Source organism: Marinobacter flavimaris (assembly GCF_002933295.1).
Classification (GTDB): Bacteria; Pseudomonadota; Gammaproteobacteria; order Pseudomonadales; family Oleiphilaceae; genus Marinobacter; species Marinobacter flavimaris.
Window position 1 is genome coordinate 126,677 of sequence record NZ_PSSW01000010.1, and the last position, 15,237, is coordinate 141,913.

Consider the following 15,237-nt stretch of genomic DNA (forward strand, 5'->3'; position numbering starts at 1 on the left):
TCCTGCTGACAGCCCGGCATCATCTGGCGGGAGCTGGGTACATTGAACGTGGCGGGAGTATACCATTCTGACCCGGGTAAAGGAGACACCCCGTAACGGGGACAAAGGTGTGACAGAGAGCGAGTTCTTCGTTCCGGACCTGTGCCGGGTACGGGCCGTGTTCCTGTTGCTGGTCACCAGTGAACTGCTGGTTCTGGTGCTTGCCATCGTGCAGGCGGAGCGGGGCTGGATCGACTGGAATTACTTCGGGCTACTGTCGCTGTTCGTGCAGTGGACCACCCTCACCAGTGCCGCGCTGATCTGCCTTTTGCGCACCCGGCTTGCACGGATGTCCGTTTCCGGTGCGACAACCACCATCGTCGCCATTGTGCTGCTGGATGTGCTCGCCTTCAGCCTGTTTGCAGACAGCGTCCTGCACCCCCAGGACGGCGTGGCTGTCTGGCAGGGCGTGGCCAAGAAAATGCTGCTGGCGTTGCTGATCGTGCTCATGGTGCTGCGCTATTTCTACCTGCAGCACCAGTGGCAACAGCAGCGGGAAGCGGAAATGCAGGCGCATCTGGCATCACTGCAGGCCCGCATTCAGCCGCACTTCCTGTTCAACAGCATGAACACCATTGCCAGCCTGATTGCCATCAATCCGGAACGGGCCGAAGAAGCCGTTCTGGATCTTTCGGAACTGTTTCGCGCCAGCCTTCGCACCGGCGACCAGCTGATCCCGCTATCGAGGGAACTGGCGTTGTGCCAGCGTTACCTGGCCATCGAGGCACTGCGCCTGGGCGACCGCCTGAAACTGGAATGGCAGATTGAAGAGGGCCTTGAGCAACAGGCCATTCCCCCGCTCACACTGCAGCCATTGGTGGAAAACGCCATCTATCATGGCATCCAGCCGCGCCCGGACGGTGGCACCGTCAGGATTGAAGCCCAGGCCAAAGGCGAGTTTGTCTACCTGCTGGTACAGAATCCAAAGCCGGACCAGAATAACCAGCAACATGACGGCAACCGAATGGCGCTGGCCAACATTCAGTCACGGCTACGGGCGCTTTTCGGTGAGCCGGCGGTGCTCAAACACAGCCACCAGCACGATGTGTACACGGTTACCCTGCGACTGCCGCGACGGAAGGCCGGCGAGCAGAGCGCCCGAAAACAATAAACCCCTGACCAACGGAACCGAGACAAGACATGACTGATACCCGCAGCGTCCTGATCGCCGATGACGAACCCCTGGCCCGGGAACGCATCCGCCGGTTGGTGGAGGCCGTTCCGGGGTATCGGGTCTGTGGCGAGGCTGCAGACGGCGACAGTTGCTTGAAACAGGTGGCCGAACTGGAGCCCGACATACTGTTGCTGGATATCCGGATGCCGGGCATGGACGGCATGGAGGCTGCCAGCAGACTGAGCCAGCTGGCCAATCCACCGGCGCTGATCTTCTGCACGGCCTACGACCACTACGCTATCCAGGCCTTCGACGTGCAGGCCATCGCCTACCTGCTCAAACCGGTTCGCAAAGAGGCACTGGCGGAGGCCTTGGCCCGGGCCGGCAGGGTCAACCGGGTACAGTTGCAGGCGCTCAACGGCCAGGCTGCCCACAGCCAGGAACAGTTGGCGGTGCGCACTCACCGCGGCACCGAGCTGATCGATCTGTCGGAAATCCTCTACTGCGAGGCAGATCAAAAATACGTCACCATCCATCACGCCCGGGGCGAAACCGTGTGTGACTACACGCTGAAGGAACTGGAAAACAGCTACCCGAGCATCCTGCTCAGGATCCACCGGAACACCCTGGTGGGGGTTCGCTTTATCCAGGCACTGAGACGGACGCCGGATGGCCACAACCTGGTCGCCCTGAGGGAAGGCCGGGGCGAGCTGCCGGTCAGTCGCCGCCATGCCAGCAATGTTCGCCAGTGGCTTCAGGAGCACCAGCCGGGCTGAATCAACATGGCCCCAAAAGGTGGTAGCCACGGGACTTTTCTGCCGCCACAAGGTAACCTTGGCGGACATTTTTCCGAACCGACAGTGAGTGTCATGTCCAAACGTACCCTTCGCATTGCAACCCGCAGCAGCGCCCTTGCGCTGTGGCAGGCGGAATTCATCAAGGCCGAGCTGGAAAGGCTGCACGACAACATCACCGTGGAACTGGTCAAGATAAAGACCCAGGGCGACAAGATCCTGGACGTGCCTCTGGCCAAAATCGGCGGCAAGGGCCTGTTCGTCAAGGAACTGGAAGAAGCCATGCTGGACGGCCGCGCAGACCTGGCCGTCCACTCCATGAAAGACGTGCCCATGGAATTCCCGCAAGGACTGGGACTGGTGGCGATCTGCGAGCGGGAAGACCCGACCGATGCCTTCGTAAGCAACCACTATGACAACGTTGACGCCCTGCCCCACGGCGCCGTGGTTGGCACTGCGAGCCTGCGCCGGGAGGCCCAGCTGCGGGCCTACCGCCCGGACCTGGAAATTCGCGTGCTGCGGGGCAACGTCAACACCCGGCTGGCCAAGCTGGATGCCGGCGAATACGAAGCGATTGTACTGGCCAGCTCCGGGCTCAAGCGCCTGGGCTTTCACGAGCGCATCCGCTACTGCCTGCCCGACACGTTGTCGCTGCCGGCGGTCGGCCAGGGCGCCCTGGGCATTGAATGCCGGGTCGATGACCAGGATCTGCTAGCCATGCTTGAACCCCTGAAGCACAAAGACACCTGGGATCGCGTCACCGCCGAAAGGGCTCTGAACCGTCGGCTGGAGGGTGGTTGTCAGGTACCAATCGCGGCGTACGCGCTTCTTGAAGACGACGATACAATCTGGCTGCGAGGCCTGGTGGGCGCTGTTGATGGCACCCAGATTTTCCGCGTCGAAGGCCGCGCGCCACGGGCCGAAGGCGAACGTCTGGGCCGGGAACTGGCCGAGGATCTGCTGGCTCTCGGAGCCGACAAGGTGCTGGCTGAAATCTATGGCCATACACCAACCTGAGCCCGACCTGAACGGCCGGCGGATTCTGATCTGCCGGCCCGAACCCGAGGCATCGCGCCTGGCCAGCCGGTTTCGTGCAGCCGGTGCCGATGTACATATCCTGCCACTGATTGACCGGGAACCTCTGCCGGAAACGCCCGAGCGCCGCACACTCATTCTGAGCCTGGATGAATTTTCCCATGTGATCGCGGTCAGCCCGTTTGCCGCCCGACTGCTGCTGGAAGAGGTGGACACCTGGTGGCCCCAGGTTCCCATGGGCATCCGCTGGTATGGCGTTGGTGCCGGCACCGCATCCGTGCTTGCGGAACACGGTCTCAGCCCGCGGCGGCCGCCCGAGGGCTGGACCAGCGAGGCACTGCTGGCATTGCCGTCACTGCAAAACCTCCAGCATGAGCGGGTTCTGCTCGCTCGCGGGGAAACCGGACGCGAACTGATCCGCGAAACCCTTGAAGCCAGGGGCGCCCGCGTAACCCTGCTGCCCCTGTACCGCCGCTTTCGCCCTGACCACACGCCGGAGCGGATCCGGGCCACCCTCGATACCTTTGCTCCGGAGGCCATCGTCGCCCTGTCGGGCGAAACCTTGAACAATCTCATCGCACTATGTGCGAATAGCGGCCATAATCTATACGATAGGTTATTGATTGTTCCCGCAGATCGGGTTGCCGAACAGGCCCGGGCAGCGGGATTCCTAAATCCGTGTATACCAGGAAGCCTTGCCGATAACGACATCGTGGCCACGGTTGCAGCGCAACTTGCCGGCCGGGACGGTGGCTCCGGAAAAGCCAAGTAAGGACGCCCGTGACAGAGACAACGAATCAACTGCCCGCAACCGTTTCCAAGGAACCGCCTGCTCGCCAGAAACTCTGGCCGGTATGGCTGGTTGCCATTCTCGCCCTGATCATCGCAATCGCCCTGGCGCTCTGGAGCTGGCAACAGTGGAACAACCACCAGGCTGTCATGCAGACAATCGAGAGCCTGAAGCAGGACACCGCCCAGCTTGAAGATCTCTATGGCGACCGCGGCAGCCAGCAAAGCCAGCGCCTGCAGTCCCTCGAAGAGAAACTGGCGAGCCAGCGAGAACTGATTGCCACCCAGCAGCGCCAGATCGACCACAATGCCCGTGAACTGCTGGAAGCCGGAAACCGCACACGCACGGACTGGCTGCTGGCCGAGGCGGAATACCTTCTGCGCATTGCCAATCAGCGGTTGATGATCGAAAAAGACATCCGCGGAGCCATGTCGGCCCTGGAAGCGGCAGACGAAGTGCTGAATGAATCCGACGACATCGGTGTCTACCCGGTTCGCCAGCAACTGGCTCGCGAAATCCTCGCACTCAAGGGCCTGACCGGCGTTGACCGCACCGGACTCTACCTGACACTGGAAGCGGCCATCGACAGCATTCACCAGCTTACCGACCAGGCCCTGATCAGTGAGAACGCGCCCGGCTTTGTGGTCAACGCTGCACAGGGAGAAAGCGCTGGAACCGACGAAGAACCCGGCGCTGTGGTACAGGCCTGGAACAAGGTGAAAGCAACACTGATGCAGGTGGTGGTTGTGCGCCGCATGGACGAGCCGGTCAAGCCGCTGCTCTCTCCCGACCAGAGCGCCTATGCCCGACTAAACCTACAGCTGATGCTGGAAGAGGCCGAGATGGCGGTATTGCGGGGCAACCAGCCGCTGTATGAGCGCGCCCTTACCAAGGCCCGAACCACCATTGACGACTGGTACAACGCAAGCAATCCCCGGGTCACCGCCCTGAGTGACACCCTGGCTGAGCTGGCCGGCAAGAACGTGGACCCGGAGCTGCCGGATATCAGTCAGTCCCTGGACCTGCTCAAGGAGCGGCTGGCCGGACGCCTAAATGCCAACAATGATAATGGCGAGGACAACGCCGACGGCGGTAATGGAGGCGATGATTCATGATTCGCCTGTTACTGATCGTTCTGCTGGCGCTGCTGATTGGCACCGGCCTTTCCCTCGGATTGCAATATGATCTGGGCTACATCCGGATCAGCCTTGGCCATTACCTGATCGAAACCAACTTCTGGGTGGGGCTGGGCCTGATCGTGGCCCTGATCGTGCTGACTGTCCTGACCATCAACCTTATCCGCCGACTCAGAACCAGCACCGGCCTGGTGGCGGGCTGGATTGCCCGCGGCAATGAACGCCGGGCCCGACGCCGGACCACCCAGGGTTTGCTGGCGCTGGCCGAAGGCAACTGGCCCAGGGCCCGCAAACTGCTGACATCCTCCGCCAGCCATGCCGACACGCCCCTGATCAATTATCTTGCCGCCGCCCAAGCATCGTTCGAAACCGGTGATCACGAGGCCGTGGATGATCTGCTGCGCAAGGCCTTCGACAGCACCCCCGGTTCTGACATGGCCGTCGGTATTACCCAGGCCCAGCTGCAACTGGCAGGCAACCGCCTTGAACAGGCCCTGGCCACGCTGGTTCGCCTTCGCAAACAGTCGCCCCATCACCCCTTTGTGCTGAAACTGCTCAAAAACACCTATCTGCGCCTGGAAGACTGGCGCGAACTGTCCAGGTTATTGCCTGAACTTCGCAAACGCAGCGTGCTCTCGGAAGCGGAACTCAATGATCTGGAACGCCAGGTCTGGCATAACCTGCTGGAGCGTGCCGCGGAAGATTGCCGGCGCCAGCAGAAACAGGATCCCGATGCATCCCTGGAACCGCTGACCAGGCTCTGGGACGAATTGCCGGGCTTCCTGCGTCGCGACGAATACACCATAAGGGACTACGCCCGCCTGCTTGCCAGCCTTGGCGACGAGGTACAGACCGAAACCCTGTTGCGCAAGGTGCTGCGCAACCACTGGAGCGATGAGCTGATCAATCTGTACGGGCGGGTGAAGGGCCAGAAACCGGATGAACAGTTGTTACTGGCCGAACAATGGCTGAAAGACCGGCCCAACAACCCCGAGCTTCTGCTGGCCCTGGGCCGGCTGAGCCTTCGCAACGAACTCTGGGGCAAGGCCCGTGAATATTTCGAGACCAGCCTGCGGCTGAAGCGGAGCCGGGAGGCACTGGCAGAGCTAAGCCGCCTGAATGCCCACATGGGCGAGGAAGAAGCCAGCGTCAAATTGCTGATGCAGGGGCTGGCCAAGGATAATGGGCTGCCGGAACTGCCGATGCCGAGGGCCTGATTCAGGTCCTCGGTGCGTATTCCAGCACGTCAGAAAAGAACGCCTCTTCGGGCAGGCCCGCATCCACCAGGGCATCCATCAGGGTGTAGACCATGGTGGGCGAACCGCTGGCATGGACTTCCACATTGTTCCAGTCCATGCCGGAAGCAAGAACCGCACGAACCAGCTGGTCGTGATGGCCGGCCCAGTCGTTATCCTCATCATCTCCCACTACCGGCAGGAAGGTGAAGCGGGGCCACTCGTCCTGCCACTGCTGTGCCAGGGCGCGAAGATACATGTCCTCGTGTCGACGAACTCCCCAGTACAGCTTGACCGGTTGGTCGTAGGACGTTTCCCGGAGGTAATCCACCAGGCTCTTCATCTGGGCAAAGCCGGTGCCGGCAGCCACCAGCAACAGCGGCCTGGTCGGCACTGACGCCAGGCAGGCTTTGCCATGGGGCAGCTCCACGGTTACCTCGCCACCGGACGTCAGGGCATCAATCACCTTCTGCGCGGACACCCACTCGGGGGTCGCCTGGATATGCAGCTCGATATTCTGGTCCGATGGACTGCTGGCGATGGAAAAGTAACAGGGGTCAGCATCAGGCAGATTGACCGACAGATATTGCCCGGCATGAAACGACAGCTCCCGACGCCGCGGAAGCTGTAGCTCAACGCGATAGACATCGTGACTGATCGACCTTACGTCCACGACTTTTGCCTGAAACTTGCCAGGCTGATTGTTTCCAGCTGCCATAACGGCGGATATCTCCAGTTCCAGATCCGTGAGCGCGATGCTACGGCACATCATCAAGCGCTCACCGATCTTTATAGTCTGTTGGTTTCGGGTATTAAGCGCGGCGCCCTTCAGTAACCGGGCCTCGCAGATTTCACATACCCCGTTGCGACAGGCTGCCGGCACAGCTACGCCAGCCCGCGCGGCAGCGCCGAGCAAGTCTGCCTCCGACGCCGCAATGAAGGCGATACCAGAGGGCCAAAGCCGCACCGCCCGATGTTCACTGCCCATATCAGTCGGGGCGCGATGCCGGACTTTCAATACCCAGGGTATCCCACAGCTCGTCGACGCGTTTTTTCACATCTTCGGTCATGGCGATCGGCTCACCCCACTCCCGGGTGGTCTCACCCGGCCACTTGTTGGTGGCATCCATCCCCATTTTGGAACCCAGGCCGGATACCGGCGAGGCAAAGTCCAGGTAATCGATGGGCGTATTCTCCACCAGCGTGGTATCCCGGGTTGGATCCATCCGGGTAGTGATCGCCCAGATCACGTCTTCCCAGTTGCGGGCATTCACGTCGTCATCCGTGACAATCACAAATTTGGTGTACATGAACTGCCGAAGAAACGACCATACCCCCATCATCACCCGTTTGGCATGGCCGGGGTACTGTTTCTTCATGGTCACCACTGCAAGGCGATAGGAACAGCCTTCCGGTGGCAGGTAAAAATCCACGATCTCCGGGAACTGCTTCTGCAGAATCGGAATAAAGACCTCGTTCAGGGCCACCCCGAGAATCGCCGGCTCATCAGGCGGGCGACCGGTATAGGTACTGTGATAGATCGGATCCCGGCGATGAGTGACCCGTTCTACGGTGAATACCGGGAAGTGGTCCACTTCGTTGTAGTAACCGGTGTGATCACCGAACGGTCCTTCCGGCGCCATGTCATCCGGGTAGATGAAACCTTCCAGCACGATTTCGGCGCTTGCCGGCACCTGCAGATCGCTCAGCCCCGCCTTGACCAGCTCGGTCCGGCTGCCGCGAAGCAGCCCGGCAAAGGCGTATTCCGACAGCGTATCCGGCACCGGCGTCACCGCCCCCAGAATGGTCGCCGGATCGGCACCGAGGGCCACAGCCACCGGATAGGGTTGGCCGGGATTGCTCTTCTGGAACTCCTGGAAATCCAGGGCACCACCGCGATGACTCAGCCAGCGCATGATCAGACGGTTGCGACCGATGACCTGCTGCCGGTAGATGCCCAGGTTCTGGCGTTCTTTATGGGGCCCACGGGTAATCACCAGTGGCCAGGTCACCAGCGGCCCGGCATCGCCAGGCCAGCAATGCTGCACCGGAATCTGATACAGGTCCACCTGATCCTTTTCGATCACGACATCCTGGCAGGGCGCGGAACGCAGTACCTTGGGGCTCATGCGCATCACCTGCCGGAACAGCGGCAGTTTTTCGATGGCATCGCGGAAACCCTTGGGGGGATCCGGTTCCTTGAGAAACGCGAGGAGCTTACCGATGTCCCGAAGCGCCGTGACGTTATCCTGCCCCATGCCCAACGCTACCCGCTTCGGTGTCCCGAACAGGTTGGCCAGCACCGGCATGTCATAGCCCTTGGGGTTTTCAAACAACAACGCAGGACCACCTGCCCGCAATGTACGGTCGCAGATTTCGGTCATTTCCAGATGGGGGTCGACTTCAACGCTGATGCGTTTCAGCTCACCCAGCTTCTCCAGCTGGTCAATGAAGTCTCGCAGGTCGTTGTATTTCATCGGTTACTCCGTTCAGATATGCCAGTACTACGGAGATCGGTGGTCGCTGGACTGCTTTAAAGCAGTTGGAACAAACTGCGCGCACGTGGCATGAACGGCGGAGCCGGGGAGAACCTCCCCGGACCGTGCATTGCCAGGGATGGCAATGCCGAGCCCCCAGGGATGGGTTCACGGCGTGTCCGGGGAGGTTCTCCCCGGCTCTGCCCGCCCCCAAAACCAGAGGCGCTAGTCCTAGCTAGGAAGAGATCAACGACGCTTCATGGACTGGAAGAACTCGTCGTTGGTCTTGGTGTCCTTGAGCTTGTCCAGCAGGAACTCGATGGCGGCGGTGTCATCGTCCATGGAGTGCAGGAGCTTGCGCAGGATCCAGACCCGCTGGATATCCGCCTCGCTCATCAGCAGATCTTCGCGGCGCGTACCGGAGCTGCGGATGTTGATGGCCGGGTATGTACGCTTCTCGGCAATCTTGCGATCCAGGTGGATTTCCATGTTGCCGGTGCCCTTGAACTCCTCGTAGATAACCTCGTCCATCTTGGAACCAGTGTTGACCAGCGCCGTGGCAAGGATGGTCAGGCTTCCACCTTCTTCCACGTTACGGGCGGCACCGAAGAAGCGCTTGGGTTTTTCCAGGGCATGGGCGTCAACACCACCGGTCAGGACCTTGCCGGAGGACGGGATCACCGTGTTGTAGGCACGAGCCAGACGGGTGATGGAATCCAGCAGGATGACCACGTCCTTCTTGTGCTCTACCAGACGCTTGGCCTTTTCAATCACCATTTCAGCAACCTGCACGTGGCGGGCCGGCGGCTCGTCAAACGTGGAGGCGATGACCTCGCCGCGCACGGTGCGCTGCATCTCGGTCACTTCCTCTGGCCGCTCGTCAATCAGCAGTACCATGACATGGCACTCTGGATTGTTGCGGGTGATGGACTGGGCGATGCTCTGCATCAGCAGTGTCTTACCGGCCTTGGGCGGGGAAACGATAAGCCCGCGCTGGCCTTTACCGATGGGCGCAACCAGGTCCAGGACCCGGGAGGAGAGATCCTCGGTACTGCCGTTACCGGCCTCGAGCATCAGGCGCTCGTCCGGGAACAGCGGCGTGAGGTTCTCGAAGAGAATCTTGTTTCGGGCGTTATCCGGCTTGTCGAAATTGATCTCGCTGACCTTCAACAAGGCAAAGTAGCGCTCACCATCTTTGGGCGGGCGAATCTTGCCTGCGACCGTGTCGCCCGTGCGCAGGTTAAACCGGCGGATCTGACTCGGAGAGACATAGATGTCGTCAGGCCCTGCCAGGTAGGAGGCGTCAGCGGAACGGAGGAAGCCGAAGCCGTCCTGCAGAATTTCCAGTACGCCGTCGCCGTAGATGTCTTCGCCGCTTTTTGCGTGCTTCTTCAGGATTGTGAAGATCACATCCTGTTTGCGCGAACGAGCCAGGTTATCGAGGCCCATCTCTTGCGCAATATCGAGCAATTCGGGCACGGATTTCTGCTTGAGTTCAGTAAGATTCATAGTTTGTTGGATTTTCAGGAATGGAAGTAAACGAGTATTGGAATGACAGGGGTGCCCCTGAACGTATTGATCGTAAAAAAACGCTGAACTTGGTGCTGGCCAGTTGGAGCAACCGGTGTAGATGGAGTCCGGAATTCAGGTACTGAAGCCAGAGAGTGGGAACAACCGTTCGCCGGTCAAGAGCGATCATCGGCCACCTGACTGGCGAATGTCAAGTGCACTGCACAAATTAACAGCAATTTCACGCCAAACCGGCCACAACCGGCCGCTGGCGCCTCCCCCTGATGGGTTACTCCCTTCCATTAAAAGCCCGTGATGGCGATACTGGCGTATAACAACTTTTCAACGATTATGGAGCCCATCCATGAGCAGTGTACCCAGTACCGAAATGAAACCCCTGAACGTTGCCCTGCTGACCGTCTCCGATACCCGTGGGCCTGAACAGGACACGTCCGGGCAATTTCTGGAGGACAGCGTGGTCGAAGCCGGCCACAACCTGGTCGCCCGCCGGATCCTGCCGGACGACGTCTATCTGGTGCGGGCCTTGTTGTCCGGCTGGATTGCCGATTCACAGGTGCACGCAGTGATCATTACCGGTGGCACCGGCCTGCTTGAACGAGATAGCACACCGGAGGCGGTAAGGCCTTTGCTCGACAAAACCATCGAAGGCTTTGGTGAGGAATTCCGCCGCCTGTCAGCCGCCGAAATCGGATCATCAACCGTGCAGTCACGGGCGATGGCGGGAATGGCAAACCACACGGTGATCTTCTGCCTGCCCGGCTCGACCGGCGCCTGCCGCACCGGCTGGGAAGGTATTCTCCTCAGTCAGCTGGACAGCCGTCACACACCATGCAATTTCTCGGGGCTGGTCTTGCGCAAACCCGAGAAGCCAATGTCGCGGCTCAACGAAGTCATTGGACAGCGCGCCAAGCGCTGAGGCAGAAGACATCCCGATCGGAGTTAAGACTTGATGGCCAAGCCAAACCTCACGCCCCTGGAAGATGCCCTGGACCACTTGTTGTCGGAAGCACCGGTGGTTGCGCAGATTGAAACCGTCGCACTGGCCGACTCCCTGGGCCGGGTACTTGCCGAAAACCACTATGTGCCGGCCGACGTGCCGCCGGCTGACAACAGTGCGGTGGACGGATACGCCCTGCGCAAACAGGATCTGCATGGAGACCGGCCAATACCGGTCTCGGCCCGGATTCCGGCCGGTGAAGCGCCGAAGCCCCTGGAACCCGGCACCGCTGCGCGCATCTTTACCGGCTCAGAGATTCCCGAGGGCGCCGACTCGGTGGTCATGCAGGAGCGGATTGAGGTGACGGAATCCGGCATTCTTGTACAGGCGGAAGTAGACGAAGGGCAGAATATTCGCCGCCGGGGGCAGGATCTCACCCGGGGCGATCTTGCTCTGGCAAAAGGTACACAGGTACGTCCCAATGAGATGGGACTACTGGCCTCCATGGGCGTTGCCCGGGTTGCCGTCCTGGCGCGGTTGAAAGTCGCCATTCTCTCCACGGGAGATGAGCTGGTAGACCCCGGCACGCCCCTCGGGCCGGGCCAGATCTACAACAGCAATCGCTTCACCCTGATGGGGCTGCTCACCGAAGCCGGTTGCGAGGTCGTTCTGTGCGAAACACTCAGGGACAAGCGCGAGGCGACCCGCGAAACACTGCAGCGTGCGGCCGAGGCCGCTGACCTGGTTATCACCAGCGGTGGCGTATCCGTGGGCGAAGAGGACCACGTGCGTGCAGTGCTGGAGGAGTCAGGCAGTCTGTCGCTCTGGAAGATGGCCATCAAGCCCGGGAAACCGGTGGCTTTTGGTGCCATCGGGGGGACCCCGGTGCTGGGACTGCCCGGCAACCCGGGGTCTGTGCTGGTCACTTTCCTGATGGTGGGCATGCCCTATATCCGGAAACGCCAGGGGCGCAACCCGAAACCTCTCTCGGGCGAGCGGATACCGGCAGACTTTACCATTGACTCGCCGTCAATACGCCGGGAGTTCGTCCGGGCCCGCAAGGAATCCCGGGGATCCGGGCCGGTGGTGGCCGCCTATCCCAACCAGAGCTCCGGCATCCTGAGCTCTACCTGTTGGGCTGACGGCCTGGCCGTGGTGCCTGAAAACAGCACCGTCAGCCCCGGCGACCTGCTAACCTACTACTCGTTTGCGGAACTGTTGAGCTGACCATGAGTGATAACACGATTACAGTGCGCTTCTTCGCCCGTCTGCGCGAAGACCTGAAAACCGACCAGCTGGCTATCGACGCCAGGCCTGGCCTCACAGCGGGCGATGTACTTGCAGAGCTGGCCAGCCAGGGCGGCCCCTGGGATCAGTTGCAGGGCGACCAGCCGGTTATGATTGCGATCAACCAGGCCATGGCGAAACCGGGCTCTGAGGTGAAAGCCGGCGACGAGCTTGCCTTTTTCCCGCCGGTCACCGGAGGTTGAGATGATTTCGGTCCAGTCTGACGATTTTGATGTGGCCGCTGAGTACGCGGCGCTGCGTGACAGTGGCGCCGGCACCGGCGCCATTGCAACGTTTACCGGCCTGGTGCGGGACAGCGGTGACTTGCAGGGCGTTACCGGGCTCTACCTGGAACACTACCCCGGAATGACCGAACAGGTGATCCAGGGGCTCATTGATGACGCCTCGAAGCGCTGGGATGTGCGCAAGGCCCGGGTGATTCACCGGGTGGGCAGGCTGGCGCTGTGCGACCAGATTGTCTTCGTCGGGGTGTGCAGCGCCCACCGTGGGGACGCGTTCGCGGCCTGCGAGTTCATCATGGACGCCCTGAAGACATCCGCTCCGTTCTGGAAAAAGGAAATCACCTCAGACGGGGAGCACTGGGTGGAACAGAAAGAATCCGATCGGGCGCGCTCCGAGGACTGGAAGTAACTGGCCATAAAAAAACCGCCCGTGAGCCTGGGCTCAGGGGCGGTTTCTGGTGACCTGCCTGCAATCAGAGATTGCTGTCCAGGAAAGCCGCCAGCTGGGATTTGGAGAGCGCGCCGACTTTCGTGGCGTCCACGTTGCCGTTCTTGAACAGCATCAGGGTGGGGATACCGCGGATGTTGAACTTCGGCGGGGTCTGCTCGTTCTCGTCAATGTTGAGCTTGCAGACTTTCAGTTTGCCGTCGTATTCGTCGGCAATCTCTTCAAGCACCGGGGCAATCATCTTGCAGGGGCCGCACCACTCTGCCCAGTAGTCCACCAGAACGGGGACGTCGGACTGCAGTACATCCTGCTCAAAAGAAGCGTCGGTTACATTTACGATATTTCCGCTCATTACCTTTTCCTGATTCATGCACTACTGCTGCACATCGGCATGTCCCTTTCAGGGAATAACCTGCCGGGCACAGGTGCTGTTGACTGTCGCTGAAGGCTGTCCGGGTTATACGGACAACCTTTCACCCAAATCACGGTAAGACATACTTTACGCGATTGATCAGCCGGATGTGAAGCGGTAAGAACCGATCCAGGCCTGACCGTCGTCAAATGCGCGGTTTTCCGGTTACTGACAGGCCTGAGGGATTTCGCTTATAGTACCCCGCACGTTCATCTCAAAAGGATTCCGACCACGTGACGGCCGCATCCACCGCCGAAAACGCTGCCGCCTCATCCGAGGTACTCGCAGCCATCGACATGGGCTCGAACAGCTTCCACATGGTGGTTGCCAGACTAGTGCATGGGGAAATCCGGACCCTCGAGAAGATGGGAGAAAAGGTTCAGCTCGGAGCTGGGCTGGACCAATACAACCGGCTCACTGAAGACGCCCAGGAGCGGGCCCTCGCCTGCCTGGGACGCTTCGCTCAACGGCTCAAGGGCATGCCGCCAGAGGCGGTGCAGATTGTCGGCACCAACGCGCTTCGCGTGGCGCGCAATGCCCATCAGTTCATGGCCCGGGCCGAAGAAGCGCTGGGCTATCCGGTAGAGATCATTGCCGGCCGCGAGGAAGCACGCCTGATCTATCTGGGGGTTTCACATACCCTCTCCGACGACATCGGGCGTCGACTGGTTATCGATATTGGCGGTGGCAGCACCGAATTCATCATCGGCCAGCGGTTTGAACCCCAGGAGCTTGAAAGCCTGCACATGGGTTGCGTGTCGTTCCGTAACCGGTATTTCCCGGACGGCAAGATAACCAGGCGGCAGATGGACAAGGCAGTGACCCACGCAGAACAGGAACTGCTCAACATCCGCCAGCATTACCGCTCCGTGGGATGGCAAAGTGCGGTGGGCTCATCCGGCTCGATCAAAGCCATTGCCAGCGTATTGGCGACCCTGAAGATCACCGACGGCACCATTACCCTCGCCGCCATGCAGGAACTTCGCAAGCGGCTGGTGGACATGGGTAAAACAGAAAAACTGGGAGATCTGGGCGTACGCTCGGACCGCCAGAGCATATTCCCGGCCGGATTTGCCATCCTGATGGGGGCATTCCAGTCCCTTGGTATCAAGGACATGGCGTTCGCCGATGGTGCTCTGAGGGAAGGTCTGCTTTACGACATTGTCGGGCGAATCCAGCACGAGGATGTCCGTGAGCGAACCATTTCCGCGCTTCAGGAGCGTTACCACGTTGACCAGGCACATGGCGCTGCCGTTGAGGAAACGGCCGTGGCAGCATGGCGGCAGGTTGCCGACGCCTGGGCCCTGAACACCCCGGCAGATGAAGAAGTACTGCGCTGGGCCTGCCGACTGCATGAGATCGGCCTGACCATTTCCCATAGCCAGTACCATAAACACGGCGCCTATCTGTTGCGCTACTCGGATCTGCCCGGCTTCACCCAGCAGTTCCAGCGCGACCTGGCAACTCTCGTGCGCGGCCACCGGAGAAAATTCGCCTCGGCAATCTTCGAGGGCCTGGACCCGGAAGACATTGCCAGGCTGCGTTACCTCTGCGTGCTGGTGCGCCTGGCGGTTCTGATTCAACACCCACGCAACATGGAGCCGCCTCCGGCCTTCACCCTGACGGCACACAAGGACAAGTTGGTGCTGGAGTTTCCGTCAGGTTGGCTGGATGACAGGCCACTGACCCTGGCCGACCTGGAAAACGAACGGGACTATCTCGCCAAACAGGACTTTGTTCTGGAACTGAACGGCGGCTGAG

Annotated in this window: 15 protein-coding genes; 11 read left to right on the forward strand and 4 right to left on the reverse strand. The window is 60.5% G+C overall.

Going from position 1 to position 15,237, the window contains the following annotated elements; all coding sequences use genetic code 11:
• The first annotated feature begins 109 nt into the window (after positions 1-109).
• The 6 genes from MDHKLMBL_RS16935 (at position 110) to MDHKLMBL_RS16960 (ending at position 6,125) form a co-directional block, all read left to right on the forward strand.
• Complete coding sequence (locus tag MDHKLMBL_RS16935; RefSeq protein ID WP_104271541.1) at positions 110-1,150, forward strand: sensor histidine kinase; 1,041 nt, start codon at positions 110-112, stop codon at positions 1,148-1,150.
• Between the two features lie 29 nt (positions 1,151-1,179).
• Positions 1,180-1,929 (forward strand): LytR/AlgR family response regulator transcription factor, encoded by a 750-nt coding sequence (locus MDHKLMBL_RS16940; protein WP_104271543.1) that lies wholly within the window; start codon positions 1,180-1,182, stop codon positions 1,927-1,929.
• Between the two features lie 93 nt (positions 1,930-2,022).
• Entirely contained in the window at positions 2,023-2,964 is a 942-nt protein-coding gene (hemC, locus tag MDHKLMBL_RS16945) for a hydroxymethylbilane synthase (RefSeq protein WP_104271589.1), read from the forward strand.
• The gene (locus MDHKLMBL_RS16950) at positions 2,945-3,754 is read left to right on the forward strand and encodes a uroporphyrinogen-III synthase (RefSeq protein WP_104271546.1); all 810 of its coding nucleotides are present in this window, start codon (positions 2,945-2,947) and stop codon (positions 3,752-3,754) included. Before hemC ends, MDHKLMBL_RS16950 begins: the two co-directional genes overlap by 20 nt.
• 8 nt (positions 3,755-3,762) lie before the next feature.
• Positions 3,763-4,887, forward strand: coding sequence for a uroporphyrinogen-III C-methyltransferase (locus tag MDHKLMBL_RS16955; RefSeq protein ID WP_092033532.1), 1,125 nt, complete (start codon positions 3,763-3,765; stop codon positions 4,885-4,887).
• Positions 4,884-6,125 carry a heme biosynthesis HemY N-terminal domain-containing protein gene (locus MDHKLMBL_RS16960; RefSeq protein WP_053114155.1) on the forward strand — a complete coding sequence of 414 codons (1,242 nt, stop codon included), beginning with the start codon at positions 4,884-4,886 and terminating at the stop codon, positions 6,123-6,125. Before MDHKLMBL_RS16955 ends, MDHKLMBL_RS16960 begins: the two co-directional genes overlap by 4 nt.
• A 1-nt stretch (position 6,126) precedes the next feature.
• Here MDHKLMBL_RS16960 and MDHKLMBL_RS16965 read toward each other — a convergent pair whose 3' ends face one another.
• From MDHKLMBL_RS16965 to rho, 3 genes are all read right to left on the reverse strand, one after another.
• Positions 6,127-7,131: an FAD-binding oxidoreductase gene (locus MDHKLMBL_RS16965; protein WP_104271548.1), complete on the reverse strand. Its 1,005-nt coding sequence runs from the start codon at positions 7,129-7,131 to the stop codon at positions 6,127-6,129.
• A gap of 1 nt (position 7,132) precedes the next feature.
• Positions 7,133-8,620, reverse strand: coding sequence for a 4-hydroxy-3-polyprenylbenzoate decarboxylase (ubiD, locus tag MDHKLMBL_RS16970; protein WP_062782888.1), 1,488 nt, complete (start codon positions 8,618-8,620; stop codon positions 7,133-7,135).
• A gap of 246 nt (positions 8,621-8,866) precedes the next feature.
• Complete coding sequence (gene rho / locus MDHKLMBL_RS16975; protein ID WP_008169890.1) at positions 8,867-10,129, reverse strand: transcription termination factor Rho; 1,263 nt, start codon at positions 10,127-10,129, stop codon at positions 8,867-8,869.
• Positions 10,130-10,493: 364 nt separating this feature from the next.
• On the opposite strand from rho, the gene moaB reads away from it, so the two are divergent.
• The 4 genes from moaB to MDHKLMBL_RS16995 are packed head-to-tail and all read left to right on the forward strand — an operon-like array spanning position 10,494 to position 13,025.
• A complete protein-coding gene (gene moaB / locus MDHKLMBL_RS16980; protein ID WP_053114150.1) occupies positions 10,494-11,066 on the forward strand; it encodes a molybdenum cofactor biosynthesis protein B in 573 nt (190 codons plus the stop codon).
• A 33-nt stretch (positions 11,067-11,099) separates the two neighbouring features.
• Positions 11,100-12,314 carry a molybdopterin molybdotransferase MoeA gene (locus tag MDHKLMBL_RS16985; RefSeq protein ID WP_053114148.1) on the forward strand — a complete coding sequence of 405 codons (1,215 nt, stop codon included), beginning with the start codon at positions 11,100-11,102 and terminating at the stop codon, positions 12,312-12,314.
• Between the two features lie 2 nt (positions 12,315-12,316).
• Positions 12,317-12,577: a MoaD/ThiS family protein gene (locus MDHKLMBL_RS16990; protein ID WP_041644897.1), complete on the forward strand. Its 261-nt coding sequence runs from the start codon at positions 12,317-12,319 to the stop codon at positions 12,575-12,577.
• Position 12,578: 1 nt separating this feature from the next.
• Complete coding sequence (locus tag MDHKLMBL_RS16995) at positions 12,579-13,025, forward strand: molybdenum cofactor biosynthesis protein MoaE (RefSeq protein ID WP_014575841.1); 447 nt, start codon at positions 12,579-12,581, stop codon at positions 13,023-13,025.
• Between the two features lie 64 nt (positions 13,026-13,089).
• Here MDHKLMBL_RS16995 and trxA read toward each other — a convergent pair whose 3' ends face one another.
• Positions 13,090-13,416 (reverse strand): thioredoxin TrxA, encoded by a 327-nt coding sequence (gene trxA, locus MDHKLMBL_RS17000; protein ID WP_008169901.1) that lies wholly within the window; start codon positions 13,414-13,416, stop codon positions 13,090-13,092.
• A 293-nt stretch (positions 13,417-13,709) separates the two neighbouring features.
• Between trxA and ppx the strand changes: the two genes are divergently transcribed.
• Positions 13,710-15,236, forward strand: a complete 1,527-nt coding sequence (ppx, locus tag MDHKLMBL_RS17005; protein WP_053114142.1) for an exopolyphosphatase — start codon at positions 13,710-13,712, stop codon at positions 15,234-15,236.
• Position 15,237: the final 1 nt, after the last annotated feature.

What these genes read in the sequence shown, in the direction of transcription:
- MDHKLMBL_RS16940 (WP_104271543.1), top strand. Translation starts at nt 1,180, where the DNA reads ATGACTGATACCCGCAGCGTCCTGATCGCCGATGACGAACCCCTGGCC.
- hemC (WP_104271589.1), top strand. Translation starts at nt 2,023, where the DNA reads ATGTCCAAACGTACCCTTCGCATTGCAACCCGCAGCAGCGCCCTTGCG.
- MDHKLMBL_RS16950 (WP_104271546.1), top strand. Translation starts at nt 2,945, where the DNA reads ATGGCCATACACCAACCTGAGCCCGACCTGAACGGCCGGCGGATTCTG.
- MDHKLMBL_RS16960 (WP_053114155.1), top strand. Translation starts at nt 4,884, where the DNA reads ATGATTCGCCTGTTACTGATCGTTCTGCTGGCGCTGCTGATTGGCACC.
- MDHKLMBL_RS16965 (WP_104271548.1), bottom strand. Translation starts at nt 7,131, where the DNA reads ATGGGCAGTGAACATCGGGCGGTGCGGCTTTGGCCCTCTGGTATCGCC.
- ubiD (WP_062782888.1), bottom strand. Translation starts at nt 8,620, where the DNA reads ATGAAATACAACGACCTGCGAGACTTCATTGACCAGCTGGAGAAGCTG.
- rho (WP_008169890.1), bottom strand. Translation starts at nt 10,129, where the DNA reads ATGAATCTTACTGAACTCAAGCAGAAATCCGTGCCCGAATTGCTCGAT.
- moaB (WP_053114150.1), top strand. Translation starts at nt 10,494, where the DNA reads ATGAGCAGTGTACCCAGTACCGAAATGAAACCCCTGAACGTTGCCCTG.
- MDHKLMBL_RS16985 (WP_053114148.1), top strand. Translation starts at nt 11,100, where the DNA reads ATGGCCAAGCCAAACCTCACGCCCCTGGAAGATGCCCTGGACCACTTG.
- MDHKLMBL_RS16990 (WP_041644897.1), top strand. Translation starts at nt 12,317, where the DNA reads ATGAGTGATAACACGATTACAGTGCGCTTCTTCGCCCGTCTGCGCGAA.
- MDHKLMBL_RS16995 (WP_014575841.1), top strand. Translation starts at nt 12,579, where the DNA reads ATGATTTCGGTCCAGTCTGACGATTTTGATGTGGCCGCTGAGTACGCG.
- trxA (WP_008169901.1), bottom strand. Translation starts at nt 13,416, where the DNA reads ATGAGCGGAAATATCGTAAATGTAACCGACGCTTCTTTTGAGCAGGAT.